General features: G+C 41.5%; 13 protein-coding genes. 6 read left to right on the forward strand and 7 right to left on the reverse strand.

Annotated elements, in window-relative coordinates:
• Nucleotides 1–2: 2 nt before the first annotated feature.
• On the reverse strand, nt 3–824 hold the full coding sequence (locus I5907_RS09930; RefSeq protein WP_196990557.1) for a hypothetical protein: 822 nt from the start codon (nt 822–824) through the stop codon (nt 3–5).
• A gap of 490 nt (nt 825–1,314) precedes the next feature.
• Between I5907_RS09930 and mazG the strand changes: the two genes are divergently transcribed.
• Both mazG and I5907_RS09940 read left to right on the forward strand, forming a co-directional pair.
• Entirely contained in the window at nt 1,315–2,091 is a 777-nt protein-coding gene (mazG, locus tag I5907_RS09935) for a nucleoside triphosphate pyrophosphohydrolase (protein ID WP_196990558.1), read from the forward strand.
• Nucleotides 2,088–5,849 carry a sensor histidine kinase gene (locus I5907_RS09940; RefSeq protein ID WP_196990559.1) on the forward strand — a complete coding sequence of 1,254 codons (3,762 nt, stop codon included), beginning with the start codon at nt 2,088–2,090 and terminating at the stop codon, nt 5,847–5,849. Before mazG ends, I5907_RS09940 begins: the two co-directional genes overlap by 4 nt.
• A 150-nt stretch (nt 5,850–5,999) precedes the next feature.
• On the opposite strand, the gene I5907_RS09945 is transcribed toward I5907_RS09940, so the two are convergent.
• From I5907_RS09945 to rplU, 4 genes are all read right to left on the reverse strand, one after another.
• Nucleotides 6,000–7,658 (reverse strand): DNA polymerase/3'-5' exonuclease PolX, encoded by a 1,659-nt coding sequence (locus tag I5907_RS09945; protein WP_196990560.1) that lies wholly within the window; start codon nt 7,656–7,658, stop codon nt 6,000–6,002.
• A gap of 198 nt (nt 7,659–7,856) precedes the next feature.
• The gene (locus I5907_RS09950) at nt 7,857–8,021 is read right to left on the reverse strand and encodes a hypothetical protein (protein ID WP_196990561.1); all 165 of its coding nucleotides are present in this window, start codon (nt 8,019–8,021) and stop codon (nt 7,857–7,859) included.
• 72 nt (nt 8,022–8,093) lie between these two features.
• Nucleotides 8,094–8,360: a 50S ribosomal protein L27 gene (gene rpmA / locus I5907_RS09955; RefSeq protein WP_196990562.1), complete on the reverse strand. Its 267-nt coding sequence runs from the start codon at nt 8,358–8,360 to the stop codon at nt 8,094–8,096.
• 69 nt (nt 8,361–8,429) lie between these two features.
• Nucleotides 8,430–8,735, reverse strand: a complete 306-nt coding sequence (rplU, locus tag I5907_RS09960; RefSeq protein ID WP_196990563.1) for a 50S ribosomal protein L21 — start codon at nt 8,733–8,735, stop codon at nt 8,430–8,432.
• 301 nt (nt 8,736–9,036) lie between these two features.
• Between rplU and I5907_RS09965 the strand changes: the two genes are divergently transcribed.
• From I5907_RS09965 to I5907_RS09975, 3 genes are all read left to right on the forward strand, one after another.
• Nucleotides 9,037–10,527: a GH3 auxin-responsive promoter family protein gene (locus I5907_RS09965; RefSeq protein WP_196990564.1), complete on the forward strand. Its 1,491-nt coding sequence runs from the start codon at nt 9,037–9,039 to the stop codon at nt 10,525–10,527.
• A 105-nt stretch (nt 10,528–10,632) separates the two neighbouring features.
• On the forward strand, nt 10,633–11,229 hold the full coding sequence (locus I5907_RS09970) for a 3-keto-disaccharide hydrolase (protein ID WP_196990565.1): 597 nt from the start codon (nt 10,633–10,635) through the stop codon (nt 11,227–11,229).
• An 88-nt stretch (nt 11,230–11,317) separates the two neighbouring features.
• Nucleotides 11,318–12,448 (forward strand): pyridoxal phosphate-dependent aminotransferase, encoded by a 1,131-nt coding sequence (locus tag I5907_RS09975; RefSeq protein WP_196990566.1) that lies wholly within the window; start codon nt 11,318–11,320, stop codon nt 12,446–12,448.
• 194 nt (nt 12,449–12,642) lie between these two features.
• Here the strand turns inward: I5907_RS09975 and I5907_RS09980 are convergent, their stop codons facing one another.
• Both I5907_RS09980 and I5907_RS09985 read right to left on the reverse strand, forming a co-directional pair.
• Nucleotides 12,643–13,137: a hypothetical protein gene (locus tag I5907_RS09980; protein WP_196990567.1), complete on the reverse strand. Its 495-nt coding sequence runs from the start codon at nt 13,135–13,137 to the stop codon at nt 12,643–12,645.
• 80 nt (nt 13,138–13,217) lie between these two features.
• Nucleotides 13,218–14,303, reverse strand: a complete 1,086-nt coding sequence (locus I5907_RS09985; protein WP_196990568.1) for a TolB family protein — start codon at nt 14,301–14,303, stop codon at nt 13,218–13,220.
• Nucleotides 14,304–14,391: 88 nt separating this feature from the next.
• Here I5907_RS09985 and I5907_RS09990 point away from each other — a divergent pair, with 88 nt between their 5' ends.
• Nucleotides 14,392–15,210 (forward strand): tetratricopeptide repeat protein, encoded by an 819-nt coding sequence (locus tag I5907_RS09990; RefSeq protein WP_196990569.1) that lies wholly within the window; start codon nt 14,392–14,394, stop codon nt 15,208–15,210.
• Nucleotides 15,211–15,287 lie beyond the last annotated feature (77 nt).

Genomic DNA, 15,287 nt, shown 5'->3' on the forward strand with positions numbered 1-15,287 from the left:
AATTACCTGTAGCTGTATTCAATGCTGCCTACCGGTTGTCTAGTCTTGGAAAAACAAAGGTCTCTTTGTTTAAGGCCATTGCTGTTATAGATATGCTGCCACACCAGGTAATCGGCAGAACCCTGCGGAACCTGTATAGACTGTGTCAGTACGCCTTTATCGTCGTACTCAAACAAGAAATCGGGTAACAGTCTTTGTGCTCGAAGGTTGTAGCGCACAATATCTGTAAGATTGTTTTTGGCGTTGTAATAGTAAAAATATGTTTCCAGCCGGCGCCCTTTTTTTGTCCAGCGTTCTTCGCCAATATTCCCGGTAGAATCTTTTATAAAATCAACGGTTGTTGTATCAACATTGTTTTTGATGAGTAACATTTTTACCGGTGTTCCATTGTCGTATGTCCACTGGTGTATTTCTGTGGAGGCATTATTCATAAACACATCTTCTGTAAGTGTTGTAATGCTTACAATATCGTTGTTGTTGTAACTGTATGTAACGGTGCTCTTGATATTTTCCGTACTATCCAATGTTTTTCTTATGCGGTTATTGTTGTACCACGAGGTAGAAATAGTTTTGCCCGTTCCGGCATGTTCTGTAACTGTGGTAATAACAGTGCTGCCTTCAGCAAGCTGCTGCGTAAGCCCAAAGCCTTCTGCAGGTGTGCCATCTGCCTCAAAGCTTTTGCCCGTTACCAGTTGCACATTGTTATCTTTTAATAATTTGTATTGCCTGTTGGTTTGCCTGGTGGTAATAATATCATTGTAATAATACTGGCTGTTTACATATTGAAATGCACAAATAAAAGCAAAGAGAAATACAATCCGCATCTGGCAAAAATTTATGATCAAAGATACACTGCGTGTATGTTTCGGCATCAAACATAGGTAAAACGGTTAATTAGCGCCTTACTACAGTTGTGTAATTTTAGTCAAAATTCAGGTGTGGCTTATTTTTACAGCTTTTTTACCACACTTTTGCGAAAGCATTATTTTTATGAGCCGGGCATTTGTACTGCTATCAGGCTTTCGTTGCGTCGCACTCTTGTACACTATAGCTTTATTGGGCAACGCGAAGATGGAAGCGAAGATTACACCGGTTATTTATACTGATGCATTTATTACGTTGCGTTAAGGCTGGTTTTCTGTACAAGGTATTGTTATTGCGCACCTGCTGCCTCATTTGCTGCAGATGAAAGGATTGCGACGCAACAGGCGATGCCACCAGCGCAGGAGCTGGTATCATTATCTTTAAAACGATTTTATAAAGCTGCCGTGTAAATGATGAAGCTGGCAGCATACAACAGCAAAACATAAACTAATGACCAATGCAGGTGAAGCATTTGAAAGGCTGGTAAGCATAATGGATGACCTGAGGGAAAAATGCCCGTGGGACAGAAAGCAAACGATTCATACACTGCGTTCGATGACGATAGAGGAAACGTATGAGCTTGCAGATGCTATACTGCATGAAGACTGGCAAAACATAAAAGAAGAGCTGGGCGATTTGCTGCTGCACATTACATTTTATGCAAAGATTGCAACAGAGCAACATCAGTTTACGCTCGGTGATGTGGCGAATGACATTTGTGAAAAGCTCATTAAACGCCACCCGCATATTTATGGCGACGTGAAAGTGGAAAATGAAGAAGATGTAAAACGTAACTGGGAAGCCATTAAAATGAAGGAAGGTAAAAAGTCTGTAATGACGGGCGTGCCTGTATCATTGCCGTCTGTAGTAAAAGCAACACGCATACAGGAAAAGGCAAAGCAGGTAGGTTTTGAATGGGATAACAAAGAAGAAGTATGGAAAAAAGTAGAAGAGGAAATAAGCGAACTAAAGGAAGCCATTACAGAAAATGATACCGCACACATAGAAGAAGAGTTTGGCGATGTGCTTTTTAGCCTTGTAAACTATGCACGGTTTTTGCAGATAGACGCCGAAACTGCTTTAGAAAAAGTAAACCGTAAATTCCTGCAGCGTTTTGGGAAAATGGAAGCCCACGCAGCTTCCAAAGGCAAAAACCTTACTGAAATGAGCCTGGAAGAAATGGATGCTATCTGGAACCTTGTAAAACTTGAAAACAAAACCCCTTGATCAGGATACTTAAAAAAATTGCCTACAAATACGGGTACCTTGTTATTGCGGCCGCCTGGTTGTACACTATTTCATTTCTTTTCTCTAATTATTTTGCGCCTGATTCAAGCCCTTCCAAAGTGGCAAAAGTGCTTACGCAATATTTAACAGCACGGGAAGAAGCGTTTGAAGAAATTTGTAAGGATACACAGCTTTTAAGAAGCATAACCATTGCAGAACCTGCCGGCGAACGAGAGGTAATGTCTACAAAAGATTACGGTCTTTTTGTGTATGCCATTAATGATATTGGCAATCCTATTGAAATATTCTGGAACACCAACCTGATGTCTGTTGCCGGTGAAGACCTTAACCGCATAGACGGCTACCACCCTGTAAAATATAAAAATGGTTTTTTTGAGCTACTGAAAAAAACTGTTGTATTCGATAACCATGCGCACGTTATAGCTATGCTTGTGCCGGTTTACTGGGACTATTCTATTGAAACAAATGATCTGAAAAGGCAGTTTGTAGTACCTGGTATAGATGGGCGTTATAACCTGTCTTTTGTAAGTGGAGGTGCAACCATTACCAACTCGCAGGATCAACCCGTTTTTTTTGTAGCTGAAGAAGATGCCGCTTCACTGGAGCAGCAGGGAACTATTTCTATTGTGCTGCGTGTATTGGCCATTTTACTGATGGCTATCTTTATTAATTCCCTGGCGCTGGTACTTTCCAGGAAGCGTGGCTTCGTTACGGGTTTATCATTTTTGCTGGTGGTAGTGGTAACGTCACGGTTGTTTGTTTATATGTTCCCTTTCCCGTTCGATTTAAAAAAGTACCCTTTGTTCGGTCCCGAGGTATTTGCATCGAGCGCTTTGCATCCGTCACTCGGCGATCTGCTCATCAACACCATATTGCTTTTCTGGATCGTGTGGTTTATTAAATTCAATCACAAGAATCTTGGTAAAGTAACCCTGGGTGTTACCGCCAGGAAGATAACCGGCGCGCTGGCATTGCTTGCTTTGCCGCTCTGCACAATGGTTGTATCAGATACGCTGAGTAGTCTTGTGCTGGATTCTTCCAGGATATCTTTTGATGTAACAAGTTTTTTTGATCTGAATATTTATACAGTTGTAAGTTTTATTATAATCTGCTTTTTACTGCTCAGTTATTTTTATGTAGCGCAAATGCTGGCAGCGCTTTCGAAACTTGTACATACGGGCTTGTATTGGCGTGTAATTATCCTGCTCTCATTCTCCCTGTTCCTGCTGAGTTTTACCTTGTCGGGCGATAATGATACACTGCTTAATTTTTCGATCATCGCATGGATCATCCTGTTATATTTCTTTCTCGAACTTGGGTCTGCAGATATTGCACAATCGTTTTATCGTTCATCATATTTTATACCATGGAGTATCTTTCTCATGGCATCCGTTTCTGCACTGCTCATTTTTCAAAACGGGCAACTGGAGCACCGCAAAAGAAAAACGATTGCTGATGGTTTAAGCCTTAAAAGCGATTATACCAGTGCAACCATACTGAGTGTTGCCATGGCAGGCTTTTCTAATTTTATGAAAGAGGTAAACTTTGCAGACCTCTACAATGGAGAGAAAAACCTTGCTGTAAAGGAAAGCCTTAGTAACAACAACTTCCAGGGCTATCTTAATAATTTTTATACACGTATTTATACGTTCGATAACCGGCAGCAACCGCTGTATAACGATGACTCCACTTCATACAATGTATTAAAATCAATCATCGCCAACCAGTCTACGCAAACAGACGTTCCCGACCTGTATTATTACGAAAATGCAACATCGAGTTTCAGTTATATTTATGAAAAAGATATTTACTCAAAAGATTCGGTGCGGCAAAACCTCCTGGAGGGCCATATCTTCCTTGTTATAAGACCACGGGAGTATGCCGACGAAGCTTTTTCACCACAGCTATTTAAACAACTGCTGCCAGACGGTACGCTGATCGGTAAAGATTATGCCTATGCAGTGTATAAAAAATTCAAGCTTATTAAAACAAGTGGCAACTACAATTTTAAAGACAGTATATCTATAAAAGAGGTACCCAAATTTGGAGAAGAATATGTGCATAAACCCGGCTATTCTGAATTATGGTACAAAACGGCCGATAACAGGGTAGTGGTTGTTGCAAGAAAAAATATCTGGGGTAAAGAGGCCATTACATTTTTTGCTTACCTGTTTGGGCTGCTTATTGTTTTGGTGGCACTGCAGCATTTTGGCGGTTTGATTTTTGAAACCCATTTCAGGTGGCACGAGTTGCAGAAAATATTCAGGTTTAATATACGAGGGCAAATACAGGCGATCATCATTTCTGTAAGTATCATTTCTTTTGTAATTATAGGTATAGCTATTATCTCTTTTTTCATTTTCAGTTTCAGGGAAAACAATGAGAAGAGACTGATGAGTACATCAGAGATTATTGTACAGGAAATACAGCAGGCGGCCAATAACAGTTTTACTGCAGATGATATTTTAAGCATTGACAAGATAGACCTGCGTTTCGAATTTCAGCAACAGATACTGCAGATTGCCAATAATCATCATATAGATATTAACCTGTACGACCTCAACGGAAACCTGCTCATTTCATCCCAGCGCTATGTATATGACAATGCCATTCTAAGCCGTAAAATGAACCCGGAAGCCTACTATTCCATGCATTACGAGCATAGCACCAAGTATATTCATGAAGAGCAGATTGTAGACTTTAAATTTCAAACCATTTATGTGCCTATAAATGGCTACGACAAAACAACCGTAGCTTACCTCAATATCCCCTCCATCAGTACACAAAAAGATCTCAAGCAGGAAATATCCAATTTCCTTGTTACCATTCTCGATCTGAATGCGTTGATCTTTATTATGGCCGGTGCCATCGCCATCTGGATCACAAGAAGAATTACCACTTCATTCACATTGATTGGCGATAAAATGAAAGCCATCAGTTTTGGTGCTGTAAACGAAGAAATAGAATGGAAAAAAGATGATGAGCTCGGCGAGCTCATTACAGAATACAACAAGATGGTGAAAAAACTTGCAGAGAGCGCACAGGCCCTTGCACGCAGCGAACGCGAAGGTGCCTGGAGAGAAATGGCACGCCAGGTTGCGCATGAGATCAAGAACCCGCTAACACCAATGAAACTGAGCATTCAATACCTGCAACGCGCTATCGACAACAATGCGCCAAACGTTAAAGACCTTTCACGGCAGGTGGCAAGTACACTGGTAGAGCAAATTGATCAGTTATCAAAGATAGCCGGCGATTTCTCGCAGTTTGCCAACATAGCCAACGTAAGTATTGAAGTGTTCGATCTTTCCGTTGTTATAGAAATGATCGTGCAATTGTACAGTTCAGATGAGCGCATTCAGTTAACATGGAATAAAGAAGAAGGTGTTTATCTTATCAGGGCAGACAGAACGCAGATCAACCGCCTGTTTACCAACCTCATCAAAAATGCAATTGAAGCGCATGAAGAAGTGGAAAATACTAACATAACTATTGGGCAAACGTTAAGAGACAATGAAGTGCTTATCGCTATTGCTGATAATGGTCACGGCATTCCTGTACACATGCGTCCGAAAATTTTTACACCCAATTTTACCACCAAATCTTCCGGAACCGGCCTTGGGCTTGCAATCTGCAAAGGCATTGTAGAAAAAGCAAACGGCCATATATGGTTCGAAACAAAAGAAAACGAGGGTACTACTTTCTTTGTTTCATTGCCACTTGCAAATGATGAGTGATAGTTTTAGGTAACAGGCATTATTGCTACTATTAAGCTTTGGTTGTGTCACTCACTTGTACGTTCGGTACCCTGTTCTGCAACGGCTGTCCTGTTGCACAATTATCTGCAGCAAAATATACATGGTCAATCAATATTGATAATGATTACATCATGTGCGCTTAGTGCGTTGCTGCGCAAGGAATGCTTCAAAGTCAGCCAGGGAAAAACTGCTTAGGTTACGCTCTTTTGTAATGCCACCTTTTTGTGCAGCCATTACTCCATAGCGGACATCATTAAAGCCTTCTATGCTATGCGCATCCGGGTCGATTGAGATCAGTACATTTTTTTCAAGGCAGTAATGCAGCCAGCGCCAGTCGATATCCAGACGCTTGGGGTGTGCGTTTAATTCTATAACAACATTGTTTGCCGCGCAGGCATCAATTATTTTTTTATGGTCCACCGGGTAGCCACTCCGGCTTAGCAGGAGACGGCCTGTCATATGTCCCAGGATCGTAGTATAAGGATTTTCAATAGCATTGATCAGTCGCATCATAGCTTTGTCTTCCTTCATCTTCAGGTTAGCGTGTACAGAAGCTATTACAAGATCAAAACTTTCCAGCACATCCTTGCTATAGTCAAGGCTGCCATCATTAAGAATGTCAGACTCTATGCTTTTATATATTTTAAACGGTAACAACCGGGCATTCAGTTCGTCAATTTCTTTGTGTTGTGCAATTAATCTATCTTCTGTTAGGCCCTGTGCATAAAAGGCGGTTTTTGAGTGGTCGCTGATCACCAGAAATTGCAGCCCTTTGTTTTTTGCAGCAAGTGCCATATCAGCCAGCGTATTCGCTCCATCGCTCCACTTACTGTGGCAGTGAATAATACCGGTTATATCATTAGCTTGTATTACTTCAGGTATGGTGCTGTTAAGTATTGTTTTTCTTTCACGCAAAAAGGCAGGCACTACAGGTTTATTGCAACTCAAAAATATGTCAGCTTCAGAAGTGTATGTTTCATTAAAGGCGGTCATATCAACCCATGCTTCCAGAAATTCAGGTGAACAGCTTTTTTCAAAAAGCGTTTGATAAAATTTTTGGGGCGTGCTATGGTAAAAAACCAATAAAACATTTTCCTTTCCTTTAAAGGCGCTTTCTGTTGCTGCATTCACAACAATTTCAAATTCGTTGGCTATAAAGAAATCACGCAACGTTTTTGTATCGGTCGTTGTAACCCACTCAATTTTTTCTATTATTTCAAGGTGCCGCCTGAAGTCTCCTGCCAGTTCAAACTGCTGATCTTTGAAAACGGTCTTTAGTTTATCGTCAACCTGAGCTGCGTATTGCTCAATCTGGGCAAAAAGATAACTGCCTTTGTTACTCAAAAAGAATTCTATTGATTCTTTAATGTTCTGTTGTGTCTTTTCTCCGAAGCCTTTGTACAAGGTCAGGCGGTTTTCATTACAGGCGTACAGTAATTCTCCCAGACTCTCCACTTCCAGTTCTTTCCATATTACCGCTATTTTTTTTGGTCCGATACCTTTTATGGTCATCATTTCCTGTATGCCGGGTGGCGTTTTTTCTATGTATTCATCCAGCAGCTCAAGGCGCCCTGTCGTTATTTGTTCAATGATTTTTTTTCCAATGTTTTCACCAACCCCTTTTATGGCAAAGATCTTTTCGGCTGGTAGTGTTGCTAATTCGACCGGAAGTTTTTCTATGGTAAAAGCAGCAGATGAGTATGATTTGGTTTTAAAACTGTTTTCACCATGTATGTCCATGAGTTTTGCCAGCAGAGAGAAATTATCAGCAATTGTGTAATTATCCATAAACGTTAGTTGAAAGAATCAAAAGTAATTTTCTCCGGCTAGAATGCCTGATGAGATGGATAGAAATATTCTTTGCAGTAAAGTTTTAGACGTTGAAAGACCTTGCACGTGAGGATGGCAAGTGATGTGGGATAAAATAAAAATCCCGGAGCTAACCCCCGGGACTTTAAATCTATTGTGCTTTTGAAAGCTGTAAGATTACTTTTTAGCGGCTTTTTTAGGAGCAGCTTTCTTTGCAGCTTTTTTAGGAGCAGCTTTTTTAACAGCGGCTTTTTTAGGAGCGGCTTTCTTTGCAGCAGCTTTTTTAGGAGCAGCTTTTTTTGCAGCAGCCTTTTTAGGAGCTGCTTTTTTTGCAGTTGCCATGTTTTTAAAATTTAAATGGTTAGTAAATAATCGTAAAAATAAAAAAAACTTATGATAACTGCCAAAAAAAACTTATGCAGTAGCCTCAACCGGTAAAACTGACACAGTTGTCTTGTCGTTTCTACCTTTTTTGAATTCTACCACACCATCCGTCAAGGCAAACAATGTATAGTCTTTGCCAACACCAACATTTTTGCCAGGATGATAAACTGTTCCTCTTTGTTTCAGGATAATGTTTCCTGAAATTGCCGGCTGACCGCCGAATATTTTAACGCCTAAGCGTTTGCTTTGTGAGTCACGTCCGTTCTTAACGCTGCCTTCACCTTTTTTGTGTGCCATATAAAATGAGTTTTAAATAAAAAGTAAAGTCTGAAACAAACAGATAATTTGTTCTAAGGCCTATACTTTTTATGCTATGCTTTCGATTTTGATTTGTGTGTAGTGCGTTCTGTGACCGTGTTTTTTACGGAAGCCTTTTCTTCTTTTCATTTTAAAGGCTATCACTTTATCGCCTTGTACAAGATCGCTTACGATTTCGGCTTTCACGATTGCTTTTACATCGCTTCCTACAGTAAAACTGCCGTTGTTATCTACAAGCAACACTTCACTGAATTCAACTTTGTCACCGCTTTTGCCCTGCAGGTGAGGAACGTACAGGTTTTGACCTTCCTGAACCTTAAATTGCTGACCTGCTATTTTTACTACTGCAAACATAACTTTCCAAAATTAGGACGGCAAAGGTAATGGTTTAGTGATTATGGAAAGCAATTCGCGCAGGAAAATTCTTCAAAATTCTGGCTTTTTGGCCTTTTAATTTTTTTCAGGAGCCTTAAACCGCAACGCTGCAGCCGAAAAATGGCCCAAACGGTGCAGTGAGTGACACAACAGGTGCCGGGTAATGTGCTGATGCCGGCTCCAAAAAAGTTATGAAAGCCGTCAAAATTAACGGTCATTTGCATTTTGCTGATACGGTATCGTTAATTTTGTTTTTTGTGTATTGTTTTATCCTGCTATCATGAATGTAAAGTCGATTTTAGCCCGTCCGTTTGCCAGGCACATATATAACAAGATCACCAGGGGAATGGAAACTGCGGTGGCAGACCAGCAGGATATTTTCAAAAGCCTGATCAAAACTGCCCGTAACACTGTTTTTGGTAAGGATCATGGATTTGATAATATCTCGTCTTACGACGACTTCAGGAAAATGGTGCCCATCCGGGATTACGAAGAGATTAAGCCATATATTGAGAAAATTAAAGAAGGAAAGCAACACGTACTCTGGAAAGGCAAACCTATATACCTGGCTAAAACAAGTGGTACAACAAGCGGCGTGAAATACATTCCTATTACCAACGAGTCGATACCAAATCATATCAACACTGCCAGGAATGCCCTTTTATGCTATATGATGCATTCGGGCAACGTTGAATTTGCGAGTGGTAAGCTTATCTTTCTGAGTGGCTCGCCTGTGCTGGACAGGATAGCAGGTATACCAACCGGGCGGCTGAGCGGTATTGTAAATCACCATGTGCCGCGCTACCTGCGCAGTAACCAGCTGCCATCTTACGAGACCAACTGTATAGAAGACTGGGAAACAAAGCTGGATGCGATCATTAATGAAACGATCGACCAAAATATGACGCTGATAAGCGGTATTCCACCGTGGATGCAGATGTATTTTGACAAGCTGGTGGAAAGATCTGGGAAGAAGGTTGGCGACCTGTTTCCGAATTTTCGTGTAATGGTACAGGGTGGAGTAAATTTTGAGCCATATAAAGCCAAATTATATGAAAGCATAGGCCGCAAAGTAGATTGTGTTGAACTTTACCCCGCAAGCGAAGGTTTTTTTGCATTCCAGGACAATTACCGCGAACAGGGCTTGTTGCTCAATACCAATTCAGGCATATTTTTCGAATTTGTGCCGGCCGGCGAAATATTTAATGAAAACCCAACAAGGTTAAGCCTAGCAGAAGTAAAAGAGGGCGAAAACTATGCACTTATTGTAAGCAGTAATGCCGGTATGTGGGCTTATAACATTGGTGATACTGTAAAATTTATTTCTACCAAACCATACCGGCTTGTGGTAAGCGGCAGGACCAAACATTATATATCAGCTTTTGGCGAACACGTAATAGGCGAAGAAGTGGAACATGCGCTGATGAAAGCTGCAGAAGAGGAAAATGTAAAGATCATTGAATTTACCGTTGCACCCATGGTAGAGCAGGGTAAAGGGAAAAGCTTTCACGAATGGTTTATAGAATTCGAAAACAGGCCCGAAGACCTTGGGCGTTTTTTAGAAAAGGTCGATGATAACCTGCGTGCAAAAAATGTTTACTACGACGATCTTATTACAGGCAACATCCTTCAGAAACTAAAAATTACACCAGTCAGGAAAAACGGGTTTATTGATTATATGAAATCGATCGGTAAACTTGGCGGGCAAAATAAATTACCGCGCCTGAGCAATGACAGAAAAATTGCGGAGGCCTTACAGGAGTATTTGTAATGGCACAATCGCATCGCCTGTTAGTGCATCTGCTGCGTGGTATTTGATAATATTCAACAAGTTTGATACCCTCAAATGCTTTACCTTTCTCAAAATTATTTTACTATGAAAAAATTGCTCGCTGTATGTCTGTTGTTTTCGCTTGCAGTGGTTGTTAAGGCACAGAAAAAAGTTTCCCTCTTTAATGGTAAAGATTTAACGGGCTGGAACATACATGGAACTGAAAAATGGTACGTTGAGAACGGAGAAATGATTTGTGAAAGTGGACCTGATAAGGGATATGGTTATTTATCTACCGCTAAAAATTATAAGAATTTTGTTCTTACATTAAAGTTTAAGCAGGAAGCAAACGGTAACAGCGGGGTATTCTTCCGCTCTTCTATTGAAGGTACAAAGATCAGCGGGTGGCAGGCAGAAGTAGCACCGCTCAACCAGCACACCGGCGGTATCTACGAATCATATGGACGTGGCTGGCTTATTCAGCCAAAAGCTGAAGATGAAAAATATTTGAAGGAAGGCGAGTGGAACGAATACAAACTGGAAGTAAAAGGCGATGAAGTAACCACATGGTTAAATGGTCATAAAATGGTCTATTTGAAAGATGCCAAAATTGGAGAAGGCAATGGTTTTATTGCATTGCAGATACATGATGGAGGCGGTATAAAAGTGCGTTGGAAAGATATTAAGATAGAGGAGTTGTAGAACGATTAATGATACTAACTAAAAGCCATATGTAAACCATGCATGTGGCTTTTTTTGTAACTTAAACCATAAATATAAATAACGGCTTATGACAAACTTTGCAAGACGGAAATGGTTGAAACATTCATCGCTGGCAGCTTTGGGTCTTGGTTTCTCGCTTCGCTCTATAGCAGGCGAAGATTATATGCCATATAATTTTGAGCCGCAGACGGGCCTTGTCATTCTTGGTGCAAACGAAAATCCATATGGCATTAGTGAAAAGGCAAAAGAAGCAATCAAAGAAATAATGCCCTACGCTAACCGCTACTCCGGCAATGTTCCATTAATACAAACATTTAAAAAAGAGCTGGCTGATTTTTACCATGTAACACCGGAGCAAACCATCATAATGCCCGGTTCTGGCGAAGGCCTGCGTTTGCTGGCAAGACAATACAGTAACGGAAATCTTGTAACAGCCACACCCACCTTTGGCATTTTGCCAACTACTGCCAGGAAGCTGGGCATGGAAGTAATTGAAGTACCGTTAACCGCAGGTAAAGTACACGATCTCGAGGCCATGCAAAAGGCTGTTACAGCCAAGACTTCACTGGTTTACATTTGCAACCCCGCCAATCCAACGGCCACGGTATTAAAGCCTGATGCCTTGAAGAACTTCTGCATAGAAGCTTCCGGGAAAGCAATGGTATTAATTGATGAAGCCTACATAGATTTTCCTGATGCGCCGTATAACGAGTCAATGCTGGGCCTTATAGAAGATCATCCCAACATCATTGTGATGGGTACGTTCTCTAAAATTCATGGTATGGCAGGTTTGCGTATAGGGTATGTATTTGCGCATGCAGATACCATCAAAAAATTGCAGGCAGGCTATTTTGATAATCCGCAGTATAGCGTGAGTAACCTTGCTCAATATGCCGCCATGGCAAGTTTAAAAGATGCGGCACACCGCACCATGACCAGAGAGAAAAATGCTGCAGCAAGACAATATACTTACGATGCGCTGGTGCAAATGAAATTTCATTGCATTCCATCTTATACCAACTTTATGTTCTTCAATCTTGGTAACTACAAGGGAGACTTTGCGGCAGATATGTTGCAGCGCAATATACTGGTGCGCTCCAATGATTACCCTGATGGCAAATGGGCCAGGGTTAGCTTTGGCAACATGGACGATATGAAACAGTTTATTGCAGTTATGAAAACCATGTTCCCGGCGTAACAGCTGCCATAACATTTACAGCACAGGAGTGCGACGCAACAGGTGATGCCATAAAATACTGCTGCCGGTAACACAAAAAAATCCCGCTATTTATTGTAGCGGGATTTTTTTTATGAACCAGTCTGTTGAATTGCTATTGAGCTTTCGTTGCGTCGCACTCTTCAACTGCAGGAAGTAGTGGAGCAATGCGAAGATTACAGCGAAGTATGTTGCGCTGCTGCCGGCGAAACAATCATTGATGTTTCAGCAGGTGTCATACCCGGTAACAGTGGCCTTGGTCTTCCAATGCCATCTCTGAACGGCCATGGAACAACTGCAAGAATAAGGATCAACGCAAGCACAAAAAACATATTTGCTTTTTTGGTGTTGCCCCGTTTAAGACCCACGTGACCAATTGTAATAAAGATGATGGCGACGATCATTCCTGTAATGTGCTCTACTGCCCAGAAACGGTATTCCGGTGTTTTCATTACTTCACCCATGCCATAGCGCTCGATGTATGCATAACCACTGCCGCCGGCAAAATATTGGTATAAGCCGATCAGCAACGTGGTGTGTGCTGCAATTAATAACCATTTGCTAAAAGTTGCTTTGCCTGTGCCTGTTGCAATCTTGATGATATTTACTACCAGCAGTATCAATATAACCCAGCGCAGTACATTATGAAGGTGTAATAATCCTGTATACATGATGCTTGTGTTTTGGCAAATCTAAACCTGCCACCCCAAATAAAAAATTCTAAAGCATTATTATGGTGTAAACATTATCGTTATTCCACCCAATCTGCAACGAAAAGATTGGTGTCTCTTGTGCCACCGTTGTTGCGGTTAGAAGCAAAAATGATTTTTTTCCCATCAGGGCTAAACATAGGGAATGCGTCAAAACCCTTGTCGCGACTTATTTTTTCCAGCCCGGAGCCATCAAAATTTATAAGGTACATGTTGAAAGGAAAACCTCTTTTATATTCATGATTGCTGCAAAAGATAATGCGTTTGCTGTCTGGCGTAAAATTAGGTGCCCAGTTTGCCTGGCCAAGTTGAGTAACCTGCTTTACACCTGTGCCATCTGCATTTGCAACAAATACTTCCATTTTTGTTGGTGCCACCATGCCTTGTGCAAGGAGCTCTTTGTACTCTTTAATTTCTTCTCCGGTCTTTGGCCTGCTTGCACGCCATACAATTTTTTTACCATCGGAACTAAACCATGCACCGCCATCATAACCCAGTTCAGTGGTTAGTTGTTTTACTTTATAGGTCTCCAGGTCCATGGTGTACAGGTCTAGATCACCATTACGTATAGATGTAAAAAGCATGGTCTTACCATCCGGAGAAAGCGTTGCCTCTGCATCGTAGCCGGGTTCCGTGGTTAGCTGCTTCACAATTTTACCATCTGTGGTAGCAAGAAAAATATCGTACGATTCATATACCGGCCATATATACCGGTTGCCAAACTTAGCGCGGTCGGGTGGGGGTGGGCATGTATCTGCACCCTTATGAGTGGAGGCATAAACAACATGTTTGCCATCGGGCAGAAAATAACCGCAGGTTGTGCGGCCTTTACCGCTGCTTACCATTTTGTAGGTAAACTTTTCACCCATGGCAGGTAATGCACCGGTAAACATCTGGTCGCATAGTACGCCTTCTTTTGCATTGGTTCGCTGAAAAATAATTTGCTTACCATCGTAACTCCAGTATGCTTCTGCGTTATCACCGCCAAAAGTCAGTTGCTGTATGTTTTTAAAATGCTTTTCATCCGTGTAGTGCAGTGTGTCTGAAACGACCTGGGCACCCGAAGAAGCGGCAATCGTATTAAGTACACAAAAAAGCGCAATAGCTTTTTGGCAGTAGAACGTCATATTAAATTTTTTTGCAAAAATATGGTTATGGTTAGATGGCATTGGTCAGAAAATCGTCATAAACAGAAACTACAATTATTTTTGCAGCATGACCAGAGTAAGCATCATCATAGTTTTAGGTATATCCTTGTTTGCGTCCTGTGCAGAAAAAGAAGATTCAGCGGGCAAACAGGATGATACAACTGCTGCCGCAGGTAAACCACTTCCACCTTACATTGTTGAATTGGAGTCCCGCGTAAAAGCCAACCCCGACAGTGCGGGACTTCGCCTGAAACTGGCTGCAGCGCTGGACAGTATTGGGGCGTATAAACCGGCGCTTGAACATATGGACAGTCTTATTATGAAAGATACCACCAATTATGGGTTGTGGTACACCAAAGGACGCATAGCTGAAGATGCAGGCGACACCATAATGGCTATGGAGAGTTATGACAAAGCGTTACGTATATATCCTTCGGCTGATGCAATGCTCGGTCTTGCCAACTTATACGCAGAGCAGAAGAATGAAAGAGCATTGCTGATTTGTACCAATGTAAAACGGCTGGCTCTTGGCCGCGATTACGATGCGCATGCAGATTTTATTGCAGGCATTTACAATGCACGCACAAACAATAAAGAGAAAGCATTGGCTTTCTTCGACAATTGCATAGCCAATGACTACACTTACATGCCCGCATACATTGAAAAAGGCCTGGTGTATTTTGATAACAAAGCATACCAGGAAGCCTTGAGCGTTTTTAAATTTGCCTCCACCATTAATGCCCTCGATGCAGATACTTACTATTGGCAGGGCCGGTGTTACGAGATGATGCAGGTAAAAGACAGCGCAGCATTGCGATTTAAACAGGCATTGAACCTGGAAAAAGGTGATGCCAAGATTACTGAGGCGCTAAAAAGGGTGGAATAATAACTGCAACCTTTTTACGCTGTTCCCAACCTTGGTTACCGGCGCTTCCATCGTATCTTTTGTATCTTGTAACCTGA

The sequence above is a fragment of the Panacibacter microcysteis genome, from assembly GCF_015831355.1.
GTDB lineage: Bacteria > Bacteroidota > Bacteroidia > Chitinophagales > Chitinophagaceae > Panacibacter > Panacibacter microcysteis.

Coding starts and splice junctions, on each gene's coding strand:
- I5907_RS09930 (WP_196990557.1), bottom strand. CDS start 824: ATGCGGATTGTATTTCTCTTTGCTTTTATTTGTGCATTTCAATATGTA.
- mazG (WP_196990558.1), top strand. CDS start 1,315: ATGACCAATGCAGGTGAAGCATTTGAAAGGCTGGTAAGCATAATGGAT.
- I5907_RS09945 (WP_196990560.1), bottom strand. CDS start 7,658: ATGGATAATTACACAATTGCTGATAATTTCTCTCTGCTGGCAAAACTC.
- I5907_RS09950 (WP_196990561.1), bottom strand. CDS start 8,021: ATGGCAACTGCAAAAAAAGCAGCTCCTAAAAAGGCTGCTGCAAAAAAA.
- rpmA (WP_196990562.1), bottom strand. CDS start 8,360: ATGGCACACAAAAAAGGTGAAGGCAGCGTTAAGAACGGACGTGACTCA.
- rplU (WP_196990563.1), bottom strand. CDS start 8,735: ATGTTTGCAGTAGTAAAAATAGCAGGTCAGCAATTTAAGGTTCAGGAA.
- I5907_RS09965 (WP_196990564.1), top strand. CDS start 9,037: ATGAATGTAAAGTCGATTTTAGCCCGTCCGTTTGCCAGGCACATATAT.
- I5907_RS09970 (WP_196990565.1), top strand. CDS start 10,633: ATGAAAAAATTGCTCGCTGTATGTCTGTTGTTTTCGCTTGCAGTGGTT.
- I5907_RS09975 (WP_196990566.1), top strand. CDS start 11,318: ATGACAAACTTTGCAAGACGGAAATGGTTGAAACATTCATCGCTGGCA.
- I5907_RS09980 (WP_196990567.1), bottom strand. CDS start 13,137: ATGTATACAGGATTATTACACCTTCATAATGTACTGCGCTGGGTTATA.
- I5907_RS09985 (WP_196990568.1), bottom strand. CDS start 14,303: ATGACGTTCTACTGCCAAAAAGCTATTGCGCTTTTTTGTGTACTTAAT.
- I5907_RS09990 (WP_196990569.1), top strand. CDS start 14,392: ATGACCAGAGTAAGCATCATCATAGTTTTAGGTATATCCTTGTTTGCG.